At 36.3% G+C, this 19,361-nt stretch carries 19 protein-coding genes; 18 read left to right on the top strand and 1 reads right to left on the bottom strand.

All coding sequences use genetic code 11. The annotated features are described in order from the left end of the window. From COO03_RS05125 to COO03_RS05100, 6 genes are all read left to right on the top strand, one after another. On the top strand, positions 1-867 hold the full coding sequence (locus tag COO03_RS05125; protein WP_097895659.1) for a hypothetical protein: 867 nt from the start codon (positions 1-3) through the stop codon (positions 865-867). A gap of 201 nt (positions 868-1,068) precedes the next feature. Continuing rightward, on the top strand, positions 1,069-1,269 hold the full coding sequence (locus COO03_RS05120) for a hypothetical protein (RefSeq protein WP_097895657.1): 201 nt from the start codon (positions 1,069-1,071) through the stop codon (positions 1,267-1,269). 78 nt (positions 1,270-1,347) lie between these two features. Then, positions 1,348-1,548, top strand: coding sequence for a hypothetical protein (locus tag COO03_RS05115; RefSeq protein WP_097895657.1), 201 nt, complete (start codon positions 1,348-1,350; stop codon positions 1,546-1,548). A 77-nt stretch (positions 1,549-1,625) separates the two neighbouring features. Next, complete coding sequence (locus tag COO03_RS05110; protein ID WP_097895657.1) at positions 1,626-1,826, top strand: hypothetical protein; 201 nt, start codon at positions 1,626-1,628, stop codon at positions 1,824-1,826. A 132-nt stretch (positions 1,827-1,958) separates the two neighbouring features. Next, positions 1,959-2,504: a hypothetical protein gene (locus tag COO03_RS05105; RefSeq protein ID WP_097895655.1), complete on the top strand. Its 546-nt coding sequence runs from the start codon at positions 1,959-1,961 to the stop codon at positions 2,502-2,504. Further along, on the top strand, positions 2,501-3,124 hold the full coding sequence (locus COO03_RS05100; protein ID WP_097895653.1) for a hypothetical protein: 624 nt from the start codon (positions 2,501-2,503) through the stop codon (positions 3,122-3,124). Before COO03_RS05105 ends, COO03_RS05100 begins: the two co-directional genes overlap by 4 nt. 82 nt (positions 3,125-3,206) lie before the next feature. Here the strand turns inward: COO03_RS05100 and COO03_RS05095 are convergent, their stop codons facing one another. Then, positions 3,207-3,665 (bottom strand): hypothetical protein, encoded by a 459-nt coding sequence (locus COO03_RS05095; protein WP_097895650.1) that lies wholly within the window; start codon positions 3,663-3,665, stop codon positions 3,207-3,209. 371 nt (positions 3,666-4,036) lie between these two features. Here COO03_RS05095 and COO03_RS05090 point away from each other — a divergent pair, with 371 nt between their 5' ends. The 12 genes from COO03_RS05090 to COO03_RS05040 all read left to right on the top strand — a co-directional run bounded on the left by COO03_RS05090 (position 4,037) and on the right by COO03_RS05040 (position 19,340). Next, positions 4,037-4,585 carry a hypothetical protein gene (locus COO03_RS05090; protein WP_097895648.1) on the top strand — a complete coding sequence of 183 codons (549 nt, stop codon included), beginning with the start codon at positions 4,037-4,039 and terminating at the stop codon, positions 4,583-4,585. Positions 4,586-4,610: 25 nt separating this feature from the next. Further along, on the top strand, positions 4,611-4,775 hold the full coding sequence (locus COO03_RS26865; RefSeq protein ID WP_179863005.1) for a hypothetical protein: 165 nt from the start codon (positions 4,611-4,613) through the stop codon (positions 4,773-4,775). Positions 4,776-4,875: 100 nt separating this feature from the next. After that, positions 4,876-6,648, top strand: coding sequence for an LPD1 domain-containing protein (locus COO03_RS05085; RefSeq protein ID WP_097895646.1), 1,773 nt, complete (start codon positions 4,876-4,878; stop codon positions 6,646-6,648). Continuing rightward, complete coding sequence (locus COO03_RS05080; protein ID WP_097895644.1) at positions 6,638-7,948, top strand: DUF3854 domain-containing protein; 1,311 nt, start codon at positions 6,638-6,640, stop codon at positions 7,946-7,948. The genes COO03_RS05085 and COO03_RS05080 overlap by 11 nt, the downstream gene beginning before the upstream one ends. Before the next feature lie 336 nt (positions 7,949-8,284). Beyond that, positions 8,285-9,172: an Rpn family recombination-promoting nuclease/putative transposase gene (locus tag COO03_RS05075; protein WP_097895642.1), complete on the top strand. Its 888-nt coding sequence runs from the start codon at positions 8,285-8,287 to the stop codon at positions 9,170-9,172. Between the two features lie 127 nt (positions 9,173-9,299). After that, positions 9,300-9,512 carry a hypothetical protein gene (locus COO03_RS05070; RefSeq protein ID WP_097895641.1) on the top strand — a complete coding sequence of 71 codons (213 nt, stop codon included), beginning with the start codon at positions 9,300-9,302 and terminating at the stop codon, positions 9,510-9,512. Positions 9,513-9,759: 247 nt separating this feature from the next. Beyond that, positions 9,760-10,092: a hypothetical protein gene (locus COO03_RS05065; protein WP_097895640.1), complete on the top strand. Its 333-nt coding sequence runs from the start codon at positions 9,760-9,762 to the stop codon at positions 10,090-10,092. Between the two features lie 69 nt (positions 10,093-10,161). Beyond that, complete coding sequence (locus COO03_RS05060) at positions 10,162-10,512, top strand: PrgI family protein (RefSeq protein WP_097895638.1); 351 nt, start codon at positions 10,162-10,164, stop codon at positions 10,510-10,512. Further along, on the top strand, positions 10,513-11,406 hold the full coding sequence (locus COO03_RS05055) for a hypothetical protein (protein WP_097895636.1): 894 nt from the start codon (positions 10,513-10,515) through the stop codon (positions 11,404-11,406). Between the two features lie 2 nt (positions 11,407-11,408). Then, entirely contained in the window at positions 11,409-13,502 is a 2,094-nt protein-coding gene (locus COO03_RS05050; RefSeq protein ID WP_097895634.1) for a VirB4 family type IV secretion system protein, read from the top strand. 31 nt (positions 13,503-13,533) lie between these two features. Next, on the top strand, positions 13,534-17,178 hold the full coding sequence (locus COO03_RS05045) for a hypothetical protein (protein WP_097895632.1): 3,645 nt from the start codon (positions 13,534-13,536) through the stop codon (positions 17,176-17,178). Further along, positions 17,175-19,340: a lysozyme family protein gene (locus COO03_RS05040; protein ID WP_097895629.1), complete on the top strand. Its 2,166-nt coding sequence runs from the start codon at positions 17,175-17,177 to the stop codon at positions 19,338-19,340. Before COO03_RS05045 ends, COO03_RS05040 begins: the two co-directional genes overlap by 4 nt. The last annotated feature ends 21 nt before the right edge of the window (positions 19,341-19,361 follow it).

The raw sequence follows: 19,361 nt of genomic DNA, 5'->3' as shown, positions 1-19,361 counted from the left end.
ATGGCTGCATTTTTATGCCTTATCGTATTTGTACTAGCATATTGGATTTTTTCTACATTCCTACAAAGTAGGAATGATAGGGGAAGTGTACTTACCAATTATGTAGAAAATGCGAAAAAAATCGAAAAGAAAAACTTGAATCAAATGATGCTTTCTCCCTTTCATTCTTTATCACACAAGTACTTAACAGAAGAAAAGAAAGAAAACATTCAAAAGAAATTAGATGCAGCAGGTCTAGAGACAAAGCCAGAAGAGTATTTAAAGATGAAGGTTGCCTATCCTATCATTTTTACATCTATCTTTCTCATTTGTTCTGTTTTTCATGACTATTACTTGTTTAAAGTAGGGATAATAATCGCTCCATTTCTTTACTTTTATCCAGACTATTTATTAAAAATGAGAATGAAACAAGCAAAAGAAGAAAGACGATTTGAATTACCTGAGTTTTTGATTCCACTCAGTCAAATATTAAAGACACATACAACACTAGAAGCAGTTAAAAAGACGCAGCTGTATGCAGGAAGTTATATTCGTCCATATGTGAATACACTTGCAGCTGAATTAGAAATGTATGCTGGTTCCGATCAGCCTTTTAAAAATTTTGCGAATGCTTTAGATATCCCAGAAGTGAATACATTTACGATTGCCTTACAACAAGCACAAAAAACAGACAAGGTACAGAGTATTCGCATTATGGACTCACAAATTAAAATGATGCGTGAGTTAAAGCATGAAAATTATAACCACCTTATTCAAAATAAACCAATGCAAATGAATAAATATAATGTCGTTGTTATTGGTTGTATCGTGGTATATCCAATGGTAATTGTAGTTCAATCCTTAATTCAAGGGTTTGCAAGTATATAGAAGGGAGACGCAATCTGCATGATAGTCAAAGATTATCTTGAAACGAATCCTCTTATATTTACAGCAGCGGTCATAACAGTTTTCATACTTACTCCGTTTGTATGGAGAGATATAAGGAGCGGTTGCAAATGACTTAATTAGAAATTGATTTTTCAACCTATAAGAATAAATCAAATTCATTATAAAAGGGGAAGTAACACAATGTTAAAAAAAGTGAAGAACTGGTTAAAAAACGAAGATTCTCAATTATCATCAGAAAACGGGATGTTAATCGCTCTAGCAGTAATCCTAGTATTAGTAATTGGACCATTTGTATGGAAGGCAATTCAAGGTGGCTATGAAACAATTCTAGCTCGCTTTACAAAGGCGGCAAGTAATGCAGATGTGGAACACTGGAACTAGTAGTAGATCAATTCAGGTTAGATAGTTTTTCAACTTATAAATATAGATCAAATCCATTAGAAAAGGGGAAGTAACACAATGTTAAAAAAAGTGAAGAACTGGTTAAAAAACGAAGATTCTCAATTATCATCAGAAAACGGGATGCTTATTGCCTTAGCGGTTATCCTAGTGCTAGTAATTGGGCCATTTGTATGGAAAGCAATTCAAGGTGGCTATGAAACAATTCTAGCTCGCTTTACAAAGGCAGCAAGTAATGCAGATGTGGAACACTGGAACTAGTAGTAGATCAATTCAGGTTAGATAGTTTTTCAACTTATAAAAATAAATCAAATCTATTAGAAAAGAGGAAATACGTAATGTTAAAAAAAGTAAAGAACTGGTTAAAAAACGAAGATTCTCAATTATCATCAGAAAACGGGATGCTTATTGCCTTAGCGGTTATCCTAGTGTTAGTAATTGGGCCGTTTGTATGGAAAGCAATTCAAGGTGGCTATGAAACAATTCTAGCTCGTTTCACAAAAGCAGCAAGTAATGCAGATGTGGAACACTGGAACTAAAAGAATATTTGATGAGGAACTATCAAAATAAGATAGTTCCTCACTTATAAATAAAGAGAATAAAAGACTCGTTATATGTNNACATATAACGAGTCTTTTATCAAAAGATAATCATTATGAGGAGGAAAAAATATGGGCATGTATTGTATAGGATTGCTCTTAAGTTATATGTTTCTTAATGTATTCACAGATTTAAAGTATAGAAAAACAAAAAACGCATGGCACGCACTGTTTTTGATGTTAGGCGTTGTAATAACCTATTTTGGACATGTGCGTACGCTAAAAGAGATAGGGATTGTACTCGTCATGGCAATGGTATGCGGATTAATACTAGAAATGTTTAAGTTCTCGTCACCAGGGGATACAAAAATGTTAATAGTTGCCGCTTTGTACATTAGTAATGTAGTTGAAGAATCAGCGATGTTAACTGCAATTATATTAACTGCTTTTCATCTTTCATTCTTCTGGATTGCGAGTGTGTACCGATTAATAAAAATTTTAGGCTTTGCTGGGGCTATTAAAGACCAATTCCAGCATGCTGCTTCTATCTTTGGAGTAAAACTACCTAAACAAGAAATACAGCTAATTAAGAGCTTTCCGGGTGCTTGTTCTATCTTGTTAGGAGCAGTGGTTTATATTGCTTTCACCCTATTTCACAACGGAGGTACTATCGCTTGAATAGTAGAGTAATTCATCAAAGAGAAAAATATATTTACCTAACAATTTATGCTTTAGTGGCAGTATATATTTTGAATATGTTTATTTCGTTTCTGTTTGTGTTAGAATATCCCCTACTGCTTGCATTAGTTGTTCAAGTTCTCTTATTGCAAAAGGTAAAAAAACCATTTTTACAAAGTGGAAGAGAATTAACGGAACAGCTTAAGCTAAAAAATATATTTCTAGTTGAGTCTAATATATTAGGGGAGGAAGAAGGAACTGTATATGAAGTACACCACATGCCTCAAACATTTGAAAATGGTTTAATTAATAAAAACAAGAATTATAAAACTATCAAGCAAGAGTATGAGCAAAAAGTAAAAGAAGATTTAATAAAAATTGCGAAATGGCAAGTAACAACAAAAGCTAGGCTAGTCACAACTACACATTTTCGCATGTATGCGCTTTGGCAAAAAAATAGTACAGGTTATCAATTGAAAAAGCTAGAAGAGTGCGTTGATCCATACGCAAAGATGAACCTGATTCAATGGGTAATCGCTTCATTTTGCACAACAGGACGCATAAAATATGATAAGAAACCGAGAGATTGGGTGAGTTATGAATGGATAGCTCTGAAATAAAATATATAATATAAAAAGACAAAAGTTAGTACTTTTGTCTTTTTGAATACCCTAACAAGGAAAGTGATAGAATGTTGTTAATTCATTTGTGATTTTGAGCTAACTTTATGAATGGTTCATGTCTATTACTTTCACTGATATCATGTCCAAAGTCATATTCTTCTCTGTCAGCATGGTAGCCATATGTTACGATACCTACTCCTGTACTGTTCATTTCAGGGAAATAGATAAGTGCTTTTGCCTTCTTTGGATTCCCTAAATTTAGAGCCTCATATACTTTTTCAATTAAGTAATCGTTAATTCTGTTAATTGCACTTGTTCCTCCAGTAGTTGAAGAGATTTCATCATATATGTGTAATAAGTTTTTGTCACTATCAACGTATAGTAAATAATGATTATACCCCATATTGTGAAAATTCTCTGTAACTAGATGATATTGTTGTTCACGCATGGTAGGAAACAAAAATAAATCAAATATGTCACCATTAGTCATAACAATAGCTTCATTAGTATTAGCATTCTTTTTAAACATATTAAACATTAAAAACCCCTCCTTAAGAACGTATGTTTCATTTATGGTTGATTATAACATAATTTTACCCATATTGGGAAATTATGTTTATATTAAATTGGATTTATTTAGAAAGTTGTTGAAATCTATGATTATTTTTTTTAATATAAGGGTATATTAATTGTTTATTTGATTCCGTTTATTCCCACACCTTTGTGTAGTGGTTGAGTAGTAGAAACATGTTTTTATTTTGTTTCAATGAGAAAGGGCTTCTTTGAGCCGATTTAATGTATATAGCTTATTTTGCTGTACACATTTTTAATCGACTTGAAGAAGCCCTTTTTGTGTTGTCTTCAAGTCGAAGGGTTTTATTAAAAAATATGTATTTAGGGGGATTTTAAATGAAAATGAGTTTTGAGGTATCTATATTTTGTTCTGCGCATCCTAATGATTTTATTCCAGGTTTACGTGCATTACGGATGAAAATAACAAAAGAGGGGGCATTTTGGGAACGTGATTGTTATCAGTTCGCAATCCAACCATCCAATCTATCACAACAAGCAGTTAAACAAGCGGGGAAAGTCTATTTGTATCACGTCCGATTCAACGGATCTATACGAGACTTTCTTTTTTTGTTAGAAAAATGTTTTAGAGGTACGAGCATTCGTTTTACTGCGATTCGTGGTTTCTTAGAAGTGGAAGGGTATTCTCTTACACAATGGAAGCCAATTTTACGTCGTAACAACATACAATCATCAGATGTAGCAAGTATCTTTCGTAAAGATGACATGATGATACTCGTACAACATCATGGTGTATTAGAAATTACAAAACGTGCTGAAAAGGGCGGGAAATTAAAAAAAGGGGACTTTTTACAGATCGATAGTTGGTTACATGCCATAAATCCTTCAAAAGAAGACTTGTTTTCTTTGTATGGAGTGAGTGTTTAACTTTGGATACGGGAGAATTTTTTTGATGAATGAAAAGAGTAAGGAAGAGAAGGAAATGGTACTTGCTGTTCCGAGAAAAGAAAAGCCAAAACTGACACAAGAAGATGAAAGAAGATTTATGGATAAAAAAAGAGCTAAAGATTTGCATATGTTACAGTTCAAGAAAAAAATGCAAAATAGAGAAAAGTAATATGATAAAAGAAAAATATAACCAGAGGATATGACAGTAATACGTAGTGTAAGTTTGCTATGAATTACTGTCTTTTTATTTATAAAAAGGAGATATGAAAATGAAATTATTCGAACTTTTTGATGTACAAGTAGAGGAGAATGTAGTCAATGATGTTAGGACTGAAAGACAATTCGGAAATCGTTTTAGTTATGATGTAGGGGAAAAACTAGCTGGTGCAAAGAAAGAGATTCGAGCGCTAAAAGAATCATTTTTGGTATCATTTTCTCTAGATATATTATCGGAAATTGAGAAAGAATCTGCAGCTGAAGCAGTAAATGTACTAGACCGCAAAGTACTCATGCCATTTTCATTTGAAATAGAAAAGGATAAAGAAATACAGCCTTACGTAGCTAAGTTGAAACAGTTGTTAGTACGTAGAATCAATACGAAACCTCCTGTCGATACACCAACTGCTAGACAATTATATGTAAAGGCGTGTAGAAAGGTATGGGAGGATTTACAGTCTGTTCAAACATCAGCTCAATGGGTGGATCTTGTCATTTCTTATGGAATTGAAATAAACAATGGATGGTCGGAGTTTAGAAAACACACGAATCCGAAATGCTCATTTAAACGAATGGTGGTAGAGAAGTTTGATGAATTTGTGAATACAAGTGGGTTAGAACTCCTGGCATTAGGAAAGAAGTTCATTTCATTATGTACAAATTCAAAAAGTATAAATCAAACATATAATCGTGTATCACATAATTTAACGTGGAGTGACTTGCTTACGAAGAAAGAAATTACTCGTAAAAAGTCAGCGCCTGTTTGGACAAGAAAACTTCCTGATACGCTACAAAGGAAAGGGTCGCAAGTGTTGCTTGCTACAAAGCCTGAAGAACTCGTTTCTATGTTTGGATTAAAGGGACTGCAATTTGGGCATTATTGCGGCGAACAGTATGCAAAGGAACACATCATGCATGTATCAGAAGCGTTACATGACTTAGCACAAGTTTTAGGGCTTCCACCAGAGTATATGGGATTAGGTGGTCGTTTAGGACTAGCAATCGGCGCAAGGGGAAGTGGTACAGCATTAGCCCACTATGAACCGTCTACGAAAGTAATTAATTTAACACGTGATAATGGTGTAGGGGCATTATGTCATGAATGGCTCCATGCTCTCGATCATTTTTTATATGATTGTAGCTACGCTTTTCAAAATGGTACCACAGGTTTTTCTTCCAATTTGAAAAGCATAGGTCATGAGTTACCTCAAACTATTGCTGATAAGTTAAAATCAACAAATAATGGATTTAAATCTGGTAAAGTTGAAAGAGAAGTGGATGTAACAGCTGCATACAATCGCAAATGGTATTTTCACGGTAGTGTAATAGATTGTTATGATGGGTTTAAAGGTAATGTATCTGCTATATTAGGGACGCATCATACATGTTTGCATAGAAGACTTGAAAATCAACCTGAAGCAGCAAAGTCACGAATGTTACGTAAAATTGAAAAAGATTTTGAACGTGCTGCACAAATGCTTGCAGCTTATCATTTTCAAAAAACAGGGCAAAAATTTGAGACGATTACATATAAAGCTGATGGTTCTGTATTCTTTGATACAGCAGTTCAATTAGATAAAAGAAAGACAAAAAAATATTGGTCTACGAATCATGAAATGTTTGCAAGAGCTTTTGAAGCATATGTTGAGTCAACATTAATAGATCGTGGACAAAGAAATGATTATCTTGTATGTGATACATATTCGTTTGTGTATCCACTTGAGAAACAAAGAGAAAATATTAATAAACATATAGAAAGCCTAATGAAAGATGTTATTCCATATGTAATTAAAATGATACAAGGAGCGGAGAATGATGAACTATAACATTGAAAAAGGACAATTTCGTTTAACAAGTGCGCAACCAAGAGGTAGTTGGTGGGAATTTTATCGTGTCCCTTGCCCAATTTGCAATAGTATTGGAAATTGTATGATTCATGTGTCACAGGAGAAAGTAGCGTGTACTCGAGTAGAGAGTAAGTGGGTGTATGGGAAGAACTCTAGTAATCCAAGTTACGTTCATTACTTAAACGGGAAGAAGAAATATCAACTTCCTCAGATACAACCAGTACAAACAAATACGAAAAAAAGTGATGAAGAACTAGATGTTTTTAATCGTGCATTAATAGAATTTTTGCCATTACAACAATATCATCATACACATTTAATCAATGAGAGAAAAATGACAAAAGAACAGATAGCAATTCGTCAATATCGTTCTTTTTTAAAACAGCAGATTGTATTAGAGAATGAAACCTATACAACAGTATGGGAAAAGCTATTTGCACAACTAGGTAATCAAGATTGCTGGAAAGGCGTTCCAGGTTTCCACGAAATGAATAAAGGACAACTGTCCCTACGTTTACTGGCAGGGTTTCCAGGTATTATGATTCCATTCAGAAATCAATATAACCAAATTGTTGGTTGGCAAGTACGTGTTGATGAAGTAAAGAACACAGTTAATGTGAAAACTGGACCAAATGGTCTGCGGGCAGAGCTTGTACAACAGCCAAATAAAGTGAAATTAACTTTAAACGAGGATTGTATATTTGAAGATGAGATTGAACTTGGAAAAGATGTAGAGTTGCAATTTCAAGGGCATAAAATTGTTTTGAAGATTCATAAAGGACAAAAATATCTATGGATTTCTTCTGCGAATAAGCATCAAGGTACGGGTGCTGGTGGTAGTGAACAACCACTTCCTGTACATGTTGCTGTCCCTACTCCTCAATTGAAATATTGGAGTCCTGGTACGCTACATAAAGCAAAATCAGTATGGATTACAGAGGGGCCCCTCAAAGCGGATTTAATTTCAGATTTAATTCAGGAACGATTTGATCCGTTAGAGCTTGAAGAAGTAGGAACAACTGTACTTGCAATACCTGGTGTAAATGCATGGAGAATTGCAATGCCAGTATTAAAAGATATGGATGTACAAAATATTTATCTAGCGTTCGACTCAGATTTAGTAGAAAACGAGAAAGTAAGAGCAGCATTAATTGCTTTTGCGACAGAATTGAGAAAAGAGAATTATAACGTGACGATTGCGGCGTGGAATCCAACACAGGGCAAGGGATTGGATGAGTCAATGCAATTCGGATATACCCCAGTATTTCAACGTTTATAAAAAATATCATTGTGAATTTAAAAGAAAGTCGTACATTTTACAACAAAGTAATACACTGATTTTTTGTAAAAGCGTTGACTATTAACAGTTTTACCTACTTTATGTCACCATATACAGTAAATAAAAGAGAGAAGTATTTTCCAACTTTGTTTTTACTGTTTTTCCAGAGGTGTTGGTATATATGGGGTTTAGAGCAGTATTAGTGTAAAACATTCTTTTAACAAGATAATCATAAAGGATAAAAAAGATAGGATGACCATTCTATCTTTTTATTATGTCTGTAGATAGAGGAATTTATATAAAAATATTGAAGAGAAGAAAGGTAGAGGAAATACTATGAATAAAAGTCTAGTAAATTTAAGAGTTGATTTTGCGTTTAAACAATTATTTGGAGTAGTAGGGAATGAGGAGATATTAATTAACTTTTTGAACGCGGTGCTACACTCTTCTTTAGAAGAAACCATTACTTCTTTACGTATAGAAGATCCGCATCTTCCGATGGAGCATGAGGATGATAAACTGTCCATATTAGATTTGCGTGCGACTCTAGACAATGGTATAAAAGTAAATATAGAGATTCAGGTCCGAGATAAAAAAGATATGAAAGAACGTTCTTTATATTACTGGGCCAATATATATGGTTCTCAGTTAGAGAAAGGAATGGCATATGAAGCCCTACGAAAAACTATCTGTATCAATTTAGTGGATTTCATTATGTACTCGCATAAAGAAGGGTTCCATACAAAGGGACAATTTAAGGATGATGATACAGATATGGTTATATGTGATCATTTGGAAATACATTTCATAGAAATTCCAAAAATCGCAAAAGAATGGAAAGGGCAACGTTTGAATCCTTGGGAAGATACATTAACACGATGGTTGTTGTTGTTTCCTGCGCACGAGGATGAAGAATTAACGAAAACTTTGGAGGCGATCGCAATGGAAAAAGATCCAGCTTTAAAACAAGCGATGCAGAAGTGGGAGTATATGAGCAGTGATCCGTCTTTTCGTCGTGGATATGAAGCACGTGAAAAAGAAATTAGAGATAGACAATCAGAGATAGAATTTGCAATAGAAAAAGGAATAGAAGAAGGGGCAAAAAAAGAGAAGCAACAAACCGTTGTGAACCTAAATCGATTGGGACTTCCGGTAGAGAAGATTGCAGAGGCAGTAGAACTAAGTGTAGAAAAGGTAGAAACAATATTAAAAACTGAACAGTAATAAAAGTTGGTAATAAAGAAGAAGTATATAGAAAGTAGGTTCCTGGTTTGTTTAGGGAGCCTACTTTTTATATAGAGGAAATGCAAATGACATTAGTAAGGTTGGTTTTCAAGATTGGGGTGAGAATATGAAGGTCACTCGCGAAATGTTGCATCAAATGCTGGAAAAAACGCCTGATGAACAGTTACCTAAAATTTTTGATTTGTTCCAGTCTATTTTAGATGGGGATGAGTACATAACTGCAGCTGAGAAAGTAGAAGCAAGGGAAGCAAAGCATCGTATACAAAATGGTGAATTTGTTACACTTGAAGACCTCACGAAAGATAGTGAGCAGAACTAAGTATAGGGGAGTAATATATAATAAAGTAGGTTTCTACTTTATATTTTTGGAAAATGTAGAAACAAAGTATTGTATTTTATAGATTGTATTGCTATAATATTTTTGTAACAAGATTTAACAATAAAATAGCAATGAAACAGTTCGCATATAAGAGATGACCTCAATATGCGCCATGTCCCTAGGGGACGTGTGCGTGTATTGGGGTCTTTTTGCGTTTGCGGGCAAAAATTTTCGGAGGTGCAAGAATATGTTAAATTGGTTGTCTGCAAAGCTTATGACAACACCAGTAGGAGATTTTGTACTGGCAAAAAGTAGTTTCACAAGTGGTGTTGGTGGAGGTAGTGGCGCCAGTGCAAAAACTGTGCAAGATAGTATGAATACACTTGTAAAAGTATTAATTAGCTTTGGTGGGATTTGGGTTGTTGCTTGTGTTGTTTTCGCGGCAATTAAATTATCAGGAGCGCAAGGAAAGAACCCAGAGAATCGTACACAAGCGCTCGTAGGTTTAGCGTGTGCAGCAGTCGGCGGTTTTATCATGATTAAGTCATATGATATCGCTGCTTGGGTTGCGACAATTTAGGTCTAGAGTTTTTAGGAAGCTCTCCTCTGTTTTGGGGAGGGCTTTTTAATAAGTATAGGAGGGAATAGAATGCGTAAAGTTACCGTCCCGGTGGATATGACTTCGGAACAAAAAACGCTTCTTGGTGTATTGAGTAAGCGTCAATTAATTTACTTACTTGGCGGAGGGGCAGCATTGTATATCTATGTACCGTTTTTCTGGGGGATTTTCTCACCTATCAATGCTATTGTAGGCTTTTTGATTTGTATCCTATCCGCCTTACCTACAGTACTTGGTGTACTTGCATTTGCGTTTATCTACAAAGAGAAGCAACACATGTACTTGGATAGATATTTAATGATAAAGATGCGTAGTCGTTCCGAACGTGGGAAATGGAGAAAGGGTTATGAACCAACAAATTGGACAAAGGAGAATTTGTAAATGTTAGAAATTATCTATTTCGCAGTTGTGGCCATTGTTGGCTTCTTCTTCTACCGAAAGATGAATGGTAAGCCATTCTTCGGTTCGGGAAAGAAGGGACAAATTAAGGGAGCTACGGGAAAAAACAAAAACGTTACAAAAAATAAACAGGATGAAGCTATAGATGAAGAAGACGTGGATTTCTTCATGGATTTTGTATCGGATATCAAAGAGATTGAAAACCATATGATTCGTTATGACGATGACACTTTCGTATTTATTGCGGAGGCAAATCCAGTTAACTACTATTTGTTATCCAGCCTAGAACAAGAGGCGATTGATATCAAGATTGAATCTTGGTTAACTACTTTGGAATTTAATACAAGAATATACATTCAAAGTAAGTTTGTTGACTTGACGGATCCTGTAAGAAAAATGACAAGTACCATGAAAGGAGCAAAGGATTTAACGCCTGAAACAATTTTATATGGGCAGGAAGTTCTTGATAACATAGAGAGTTGGCAACGTTCACGACCTCGATATGAACAAAAACGTTACATTATTTATCCATATAAGGTTGATATTGGCACCATTACGGCAGATTCAGAGGAAGAGTTGGAAGAAAAGATTGTAGATAAAGCATTTAACGAATTATATCGCCGTTACAATGCGTCAAGAAATTTATTACTTAAAGCAAAAGTTAATGTGGAAATGCTAACAAAAGATAAGCTGATTGAACTCTTATACGTTTCATTTAATCGTCGTAAAGCGTTAAAAGCACGTTTCCAGGACTTGATAGAAAATGAAAACTTCTCTTTATATTCAACTGGTGAGACAAATGAGAGAAAACTAGAATTAATAAAACAAGTCATAGCTGAAGAAAAAGAAGCGAAATCAAAACATGGGGTGGCGTAAAAATGAAGTTATTTAATAGGAAGAAAAAAGAGAAAAAGAAGATAGAGGTTGAGGAAACGGAAGAAGTAAGGATTGATGAGGAAGAACAGGATGAGATACCTACACAATTAGAGAATCAAACGACTGTTTTTGATGTTATTGCACCAGAAGGAATCAAGATTGATGCAGAAGATTATGGAGTGATTAAGCAGTCATTAGGAACGAATACATTCTTTCGTCCGTTTTATATACCACGTGATGGCTATCCACGTATGATGCAAACAAATTGGCTCAATACGTTAACGTCTGCTGGAGAAGTGGATGTCATGATTGATATTTATAAAGAACCTAAATCAAAAGCTATGCGTTCCTTAGATATGCAAATGACAATGTTAAGGTCTAACTTAGCGTTTCAGGGAACACGAGGTAATATTGACCAAGAAAAAGATCTGATTGCGAAAATTCAAGATACAAATAATTTAATGGATGAAATTCAATTCAATGAAAATGATTCTTATATGGTAAGTACAATGGGAGTTGCATTTGCGGAGTCTAAAAAAGAATTGGATGTGTTATGTGAATATATTGAAGATGAAATGCAAGCTTCTCATTTTAAAATTGCAAGTACATGGAATAGGGTGAAAAGTGGTTTAAAAGCAGTTATGCCAATAGGAGCACCGAATACTTTACAAGATACGTACCGAAATATAGATAGACGAGCATTATGTACATTTGCCCCATTTGCATCTGGTTCAGGAAGGTTTAATGGTGGTATTCCGATTGGGAAAAATAAAATTACAGGACAAGTCGAATTTTTGAACTCATTTGGTAATAATGAATATCGTCCGCCTAATTATAACATTGGTGTTACAGGAATTCCGGGTTCGGGTAAAAGCTTAAAGTTGAAAATGAAAATGGCACGTGAAACATCACTTGCAGATACCTACTCTATGACTATCGATGTAGAGGGAGAATTCGTTAAAATAACGAAACGGCTAGGAGGGATTAATCTTAATATCTCGCCAGAAAGTAACATCATTATCAATCCATGTGCGATGTCTGTTACAGAGTTGGAGCTTACAGATAAAGATGAAGAATTAGAAGCAATCGAACAATATGATAAGAAGGAAATTGTGGAACGAGATGGTAAGAAATATGTTCGATTTGTTCCTGTCTTAGAAAAAGTCAATGAATTACTAGGATTCTTTGACATTATTATTCGTGGACAAGACTTTGATAGATCAGGACTGAATGTATTTCAGCGAACTATGTTAGAAGATGCGATTCGTGAAGTCTTTGATAAGCATAAAATTACATCCCATCCATCCTCTTTATACACAGATGATGTAAAGAAAATTGATGGTCAACTAGTGCAATCTCAAGTAAGAAAACCAGAACCGGAGTTGAAAGAAATCTACGATGTACTAGTAGAACATCATGGGGAGGATGTAAAAGCAGAAGAGTTAATCGCAGCTATTCGTCCATTTCTACGGGATGGTTCAAAACCCTTATTTGATGGACAAAGTTACTTTGGGCGTGGCGTAGAAACTCAATTAAATGAGTCTCGTGTTGTTAACTTTAATATTAGGGATTTAGAAGAAGGTTTCTTAAAACCAATAGCCTTCCACGTTATCTTGAACTATATTTGGGAGCATTGGATCAAGAACCCAGAACATGCAGTAAAACGTAAAGTACTGTATGTCGATGAAATGTGGCAGTTCATTGATTATGAGCAAACGGTTAATTTCTTAGAAAAGGTAGCGCGTCGTGCACGTAAGCGGAATGCCGGAATGTGCTGGGCGAGTCAGGATTTTGTACGTATCTTAGAAAACAAAAAAGCACGTGGTATCTTGCAAGCCACTTATTCATACTTCTTCTTCGAACAAAACAAAATTGATAAGAAAAAAATTGAAGAGAACTTCAATTTAACGGCGGGGGAACTCGATATTATTTTAAACAACCCAGGAAAAGGGGAGGGGATTTTTCGTGTAGGAGATAGTTCTGTTTGGATTCAAACGGATCCGTCAGAAAAAGAGATGTTGTTCATTGAATCGAATGAAGCGGTATTACAAGAGCTGCTAAATAATATGAAAAAAACGCAAGGATATGCAAGTTAATTAGATTACAAGAGAAAAGGAGGGAGAAACTGTGCTAGATAAATTGATTGAATGGGTCGGTGGGCTTATTGTATCGATGGTAAAAACTTTATTATCACCAATCTATAAGTTGATTGATACAATTCCTGACTTGATTTTCGGTGGAGATAATGCCAAATTAGGCTATTTATTCACAGATTCGACAGCAAAAAGTGTTTTAGATACCGGTATGCCTATTATGTTTAAGTTTGCGGCTTTCATCGTATTAGTAAGCGCCGTGATTGCAGGGGCAAAAATGTCGTCCACTGCAATTAATCCGTCGTATCGAACTTCCATGATTGAGTATGCGAAGGATTTAATGATAGTGTCCATTTGTATATGGCATTTAGACTTCTTCTATAATCTTATTTTTGATATAAACGGTTGGGTTACTTTAGAGTTTAAAGAAGCTATAAAGAAAGAAACCATGGATGCTCTTAAACCTGGTTCAACTCTAACCGACCTATCGATGGAAAAAAATAAGGATAATTATCTTTTTGCTGTATTTTCCTTATTTATAGAAGCGGGATTAATGTTATGGGCCAACTTCTTCTATTTAATGCGTGCTGTATCATTATATGTGTTAATGCTCATGGGACCTCTTATGGTGGGTATGTGGCTTTTTCCGGCAAAGAAACAACAAACGTTATATTGGATTAAAGAATTCATTGGAACTGTTCTTATCCAAAGTATTCATGCCATAACATTTTGGTTGATTCTTATTTTAATTGGAAATACCGAAAATACCATAATTAAGTTGATTTTACTTGCGATGTTTATACCAGTAGGTGAAATCTTAAAGAGCTTTATTGGTTTAAGCACAAATGCCTCGGGTACAATCCATAGAGCAGGAACAATGTTAGGGCTTGGGGCTTTAGCAAGTGTAGCTGGTATGGTTAAAGGTATACGTCAAGATGGTAAAAATACACCAAGTAGTGTAATAGGTAATAAACGAGAAGACAAAGAGAAAAATGATGATGCAGATAATCCTAAAAATGCTCTTGGTGCAAATCTTGGAACTGATCTTGGTACGACAGCTCGTGCGGAGCGCATGTTAAAAGCAGGTCAGATTGGTAGCCAAATTGGTAAAGTGGCTACTGGTTTAGCTGGAATGAGCATGGGTGCTGGGTTGGGTCCAGAAGCTATGACAGTAGGTGCAGCAGCAGGTAGTAAAGTAGGCGGTGTGACAGGTGCTATAGCAGGTAGAGCGACAGGTGCGGCTATGGAAGGTGTAGTTGGTTTAGGTAAGCAGGTCGGAAAAGGATTAAAAGCAGGTATCGATGAATATAAAGGTCTAAATGGTGAGAAATATCCAGAATTAACAGATGAAGATATTGCACAAGATTTAGCCACAAAAGACTTTGAAAACTGGAAAGCAAATAATCCGGATTCACAAATTGCGAACCGATTGAAAGCAGCTTTTCCAGGGGCATCGGATGCTGAAATTGCAAAAAAAGTTGCAAAGACAAATGCAGACCAGCTTTCACATTTCGCAAATGGTCATCGTGAAAACTTGCAAAACATGAAAAGGAACCAAACGCCTTATGGTAATGCAAAGGATTTAGTAAATGCTGCTACAAATGCATTCCAAAAAGGATATGAGGCAGATCACAAAGAGGCATTCATGAATCAATTACCAGAAAACATGACTGCCGAAGAAAAGAATAAGAAGTGGAACGACCATCTGGATTCGAAAGTACAAGGATTTAGAAACCACGCTGAACAGGCAGCATTACAAGCGGGTGCGATGCCATTAGATGCAAAAGATAAATCGGGCGAAAGCTTATTTAATAAATCGTATGTGAATAAAGATGCGTTTGCGTCTAAGTTATCCAATGGATTACAGGGTGATCCAAAACTGAATGGATTGATATCAAACGCAGGCATTCAAAAAGCAGTGGATGGCGTACAAACACAATCGCTCTCAAACGGATATGGTAGTCAAACTGCTAAACAGGTAAGTAATGTTGGTAATTTAGTGAATGCTTCAACAGAAGCATTTACACAAGGATATGCTGCAGACCAGCAAGCAGCATTTATGAATAACTTACCTGCTACGATGACCCAAGCACAAAAAACGGAAGCGTGGGCTTCCCATCTGAACCAAAAAGGAGCAGAATTTAAGGCAGTGGCACAACAAGCAGCTGTGAATGCAGGTGCGATGCCATTAAGTGCAAAAGATGCGAGTGGGAATAGTCTACATGGACAATCCTATATTAATAAGGATGCATTTGCTTCTCAACTACAACAAGGAGTAAACAATCATCAAGCATTAGGTACAGTAAGTAAACAAGTGAGCGGCGGTATTATGAGTGCTGTACAAGATGTTCGTTCACATGGGGTATCGAATGGTGGTGTGATCAATAAAGCTGTATATACAGCTACCCAAACACAAGCGAGTATGGCGAAAGCAGGAAATCTATCTGTTAAAGAAATTGAACAATCTTATGCAGATGCTACTACAAGTGCAGCTGATTTCTCGCGAAGCATTGGGAAAATGTCTATTCCAACTTCAGCAGTAGGACGTATCACTCAACAAGGGGCAATGGTAGGAAAAAGCTTAGATACAGCTTTCAAACAAGCCGTAAATTGGGATGGTATTAAGAATGTAACTGCTGCTTACACAAATAGTGCACAAACTGTACGTGGAGAAGGCGGAAATGCTATACAGCAAGTGATAGGTGGTGCTCAAGCAGGTGTAAATACTGCATTAGGAAGCAGTGCTGCGGAAAGACATTATAACGTGACAAAAGGATTAAGCTACGCGGCAGGTGTAATTGGCGGTGTAGGAGCATATCAAGCTACAGCACGTATGGCTAGCAAATACAATCCATATAACGGTGCTGTCCGCGCAGAAGCAAAAGAAATGAATGAAATTAAAAGAATGGTTCCTACAACAACCGATCCTTCAGGAAATCAATCTGTAGCACGAGGTGCAATTCGCCTAGTGACAACAAATAATAAATCATGGATTGAGGCGAAAGACTCAAGTGGCATGACACAAGTGGTATCTCGTTACGGCAGTGGAGATAGTAGTATTCGTTCCGGACAAGCTGTGTATCAAGATCTAAACATTACGGATGGACAATTCACCCCATATAGAAGTGGGAAACAAGTGGCTTCTGCCTATATTCAGGATTCTAGCGGAGGCAGAATTGGTATCAATCGTCCGATTAACGTAAATCCAAATAAACTAGTAGGAAATCAAAATCCGCAACCATTACAGCAAAGACGAGTGATGAATGAACCACCGCTTACAGCGAATCACAAAGTGGATAATGGGCATTTCTATATGGCTGATTTACAAGCGGGTGGTTTTAGTAATGTTCAAATGGTTGTGGAAAGAGACCGCAGTTATATGGTTGGTACGACACAAGATGGTACAGTCTCTCGTATTTCTCCATTTGGGAATGGAGATACACGTTTACAAGCAAACCAACGTATAGAGAGAAAATGTGAAGTGAAAGAAAGTAGTATTGTTACCAAGGATGAGGTTCTGGTTACACATAATAATGATGAAACAAAACGCACTGAGACACACATGAACTTGTCGGAACACGACCCGCACAATTTAATTCCATTTACGCCAAATCCACGGTTGATGAATCGACGTAATAGAAGTAGTGAATTTGGTAAATATGGTGTGACAAATCTATGAGTCAACATCCGAATGATCCAAATAATAAGAAAGAAAGCAGTCCAATTTTAGAAGCTGCATCCCACTTCGTCAAGAAGAAAGGGATGCAGGTTCGCAATAAGGCTGCGAAACTTGTTGGAAAAGGAGCGAAGAAAGCTGCGAAAGCTGCTGCTAAACTAGTAAAAGCAGGAGTTACGAAAATTCTAGCAGCAATTATAGGAGTAATCGGAGTACCTGCAGCTTTAATGATGGGTCTTATCATTCTTGTGTGTGTAATTATAGCTTCTTTTGTTCCCTTTACAAAGGATGAAAGCAAAACGGAAGAACAAGTGAAGAGGTATATACAAATTGCAACAGAGTTAAATGTAGATTGGAAAGAAGTATTAGCCTTCGATATGGCAAGATACGATAATGACATAACGGATCGCGACCCACATGATGCTATCTCATACTTCTTAGAGGTTCAGTATGAAGAATATACGGAAACAGAAGTATGCGAGGCTGGACAGAATGGACCTTGTGAAAAGAAGAAAGTAGAAAGGCAAAAAACGAAATCAGAAAGCTATTCAGGTCCAGAGGTAAAGAAGATATTAGGAGAAACAGATTTTAAGAAAAAAATAGATGAGATTAACAGTAATCCAAATAAAAAAGTCACCTATTCTTCTCACGGGATTGAGAAAGCCATGGAACTCGCTAAATTTACTAAAAGTCAAAAAGAAAGAGCGCGAGAAATTTTAGAAGCTGGTATGTTAGAAGGAATGTATGGACACCTTGCTCCAAGTTCATTTGTTGGAGGAATGTGTGTGGGCCCGATTAATCCTGGTGGTGAACCAGTAGGTGTGAGCCAAAGTGTAATGAATTATTTTCCGAAAATTAAAGAAATGGCGACTAAGCATGGCATCGGTGAGTATGCAGGACTTATCGCTGCTCAAATGATGCAGGAATCAGGTGGAGAAGGACGAGATCCTATGCAAGCATCTGAAGGAGCGTACGGGGATTTAAGTCCAGCCTGTAAGGGAGTAAGAGGTGATGCTCGTGTTGGATGTATCACAGACCCCAATATATCAGTTGAAGCTGGAGTATTGGAATTTAAAGACGTGTTAACGCAAGCGGGTGGAGATGTTGCGCTTGCTTTACAAGGATATAATATGGGACCTGGTTATATCAACTTTGCGAAAAGTCATGGTGGGTATTCTGAAGATACAGCAAAGGCATTTTCATTGACACAAGCTAGTTCAAGCTCATGTGGATGGCGTTCACCTTATTGTTACGGGGATTATACATATGTTACCAAAATAATGAAAAATTACAAAGATGTGGGATGTGTGACTGCTGATGGAGGAATGAGTTCAGATAAAGGTTGGAAATGGCCAACACAATCTACCAGAATTACAGACACCTTTGATGCAGTACGGAATGGTCAGCAACATAATGCTGTGGATATTGGTGCAACCACTGCTGGTAAAGCTGGTGACGATGTTTGGGCTATGGAGGCAGGAACTGTTCGAAGTGATACAGGTTTTGTAGGTGGCGGCGGTTTAGGAGTATATATCGATCATGGAAATGGAGTCGTTTCACGCTACATTCATTTAAATGAAATTTTAGTTAAGCCCGGACAACAAGTTACAAAAGGACAAGTAATTGCCAAAATGGGTGGTTCAAACTATAACCGTAGTACAGGGGAACTAAATATGAATGGTTATGCAGTTCACTTAGATTTCCAAATTCGTATAAACGACCAACCTGTCGATCCTATGAAATTCTTTAAAAAAGGTGCAGATGGAAGTATGACCTCTGGCGGTGGGTCCGATAAACGAAATAAAGTGATTGAAGAGGCGAAGAAATGGATTGGACAAGGGAAGGTAAGCTATGTATTAGGTGCAAGAAATCCCGCTGCTGGTACCTCAGACTGTTCTGGATTCACACAATATGTATTTAAAACGAGTATTAATGTGGCATTGGGTGATTGGACTGGTGCACAGGTAACGCAAGGTAAGCAAGTTACTTTGGAATCTGCAAAACCTGGAGATTTGATATTTTATCAAAATCCTGGGCATGTTGCTATCTATATGGGGAATAACCAAATGATTCATATTGGTAATAATAAAGGTGTGCAAATAACAGGATTGAATTACACTGCGCCAGGTCAATATATGACTCAAATTCGAAATGTAATCGATTGAGGTGAAGGTATTGAAGAAAAT

The organism is Bacillus sp. AFS098217, assembly GCF_002551815.1.
Lineage (GTDB): Bacteria > Bacillota > Bacilli > Bacillales > Bacillaceae_G > Bacillus_A.
The sequence above is the reverse complement of the archived record's forward strand: the minus strand, read 5'-3'. Positions and strand labels throughout refer to the sequence as shown.

Bases quoted from the DNA above. Each gene is read 5' to 3' on its own strand.
- COO03_RS05125 (WP_097895659.1), top strand. From the start codon at position 1: ATGGCTGCATTTTTATGCCTTATCGTATTTGTACTAGCATATTGGATT.
- COO03_RS05120 (WP_097895657.1), top strand. From the start codon at position 1,069: ATGTTAAAAAAAGTGAAGAACTGGTTAAAAAACGAAGATTCTCAATTA.
- COO03_RS05115 (WP_097895657.1), top strand. From the start codon at position 1,348: ATGTTAAAAAAAGTGAAGAACTGGTTAAAAAACGAAGATTCTCAATTA.
- COO03_RS05110 (WP_097895657.1), top strand. From the start codon at position 1,626: ATGTTAAAAAAAGTAAAGAACTGGTTAAAAAACGAAGATTCTCAATTA.
- COO03_RS05105 (WP_097895655.1), top strand. From the start codon at position 1,959: ATGGGCATGTATTGTATAGGATTGCTCTTAAGTTATATGTTTCTTAAT.
- COO03_RS05095 (WP_097895650.1), bottom strand. From the start codon at position 3,665: ATGTTTAATATGTTTAAAAAGAATGCTAATACTAATGAAGCTATTGTT.
- COO03_RS05090 (WP_097895648.1), top strand. From the start codon at position 4,037: ATGAAAATGAGTTTTGAGGTATCTATATTTTGTTCTGCGCATCCTAAT.
- COO03_RS26865 (WP_179863005.1), top strand. From the start codon at position 4,611: ATGAATGAAAAGAGTAAGGAAGAGAAGGAAATGGTACTTGCTGTTCCG.
- COO03_RS05085 (WP_097895646.1), top strand. From the start codon at position 4,876: ATGAAATTATTCGAACTTTTTGATGTACAAGTAGAGGAGAATGTAGTC.
- COO03_RS05080 (WP_097895644.1), top strand. From the start codon at position 6,638: ATGAACTATAACATTGAAAAAGGACAATTTCGTTTAACAAGTGCGCAA.
- COO03_RS05075 (WP_097895642.1), top strand. From the start codon at position 8,285: ATGAATAAAAGTCTAGTAAATTTAAGAGTTGATTTTGCGTTTAAACAA.
- COO03_RS05070 (WP_097895641.1), top strand. From the start codon at position 9,300: ATGAAGGTCACTCGCGAAATGTTGCATCAAATGCTGGAAAAAACGCCT.
- COO03_RS05065 (WP_097895640.1), top strand. From the start codon at position 9,760: ATGTTAAATTGGTTGTCTGCAAAGCTTATGACAACACCAGTAGGAGAT.
- COO03_RS05060 (WP_097895638.1), top strand. From the start codon at position 10,162: ATGCGTAAAGTTACCGTCCCGGTGGATATGACTTCGGAACAAAAAACG.
- COO03_RS05055 (WP_097895636.1), top strand. From the start codon at position 10,513: ATGTTAGAAATTATCTATTTCGCAGTTGTGGCCATTGTTGGCTTCTTC.
- COO03_RS05050 (WP_097895634.1), top strand. From the start codon at position 11,409: ATGAAGTTATTTAATAGGAAGAAAAAAGAGAAAAAGAAGATAGAGGTT.
- COO03_RS05040 (WP_097895629.1), top strand. From the start codon at position 17,175: ATGAGTCAACATCCGAATGATCCAAATAATAAGAAAGAAAGCAGTCCA.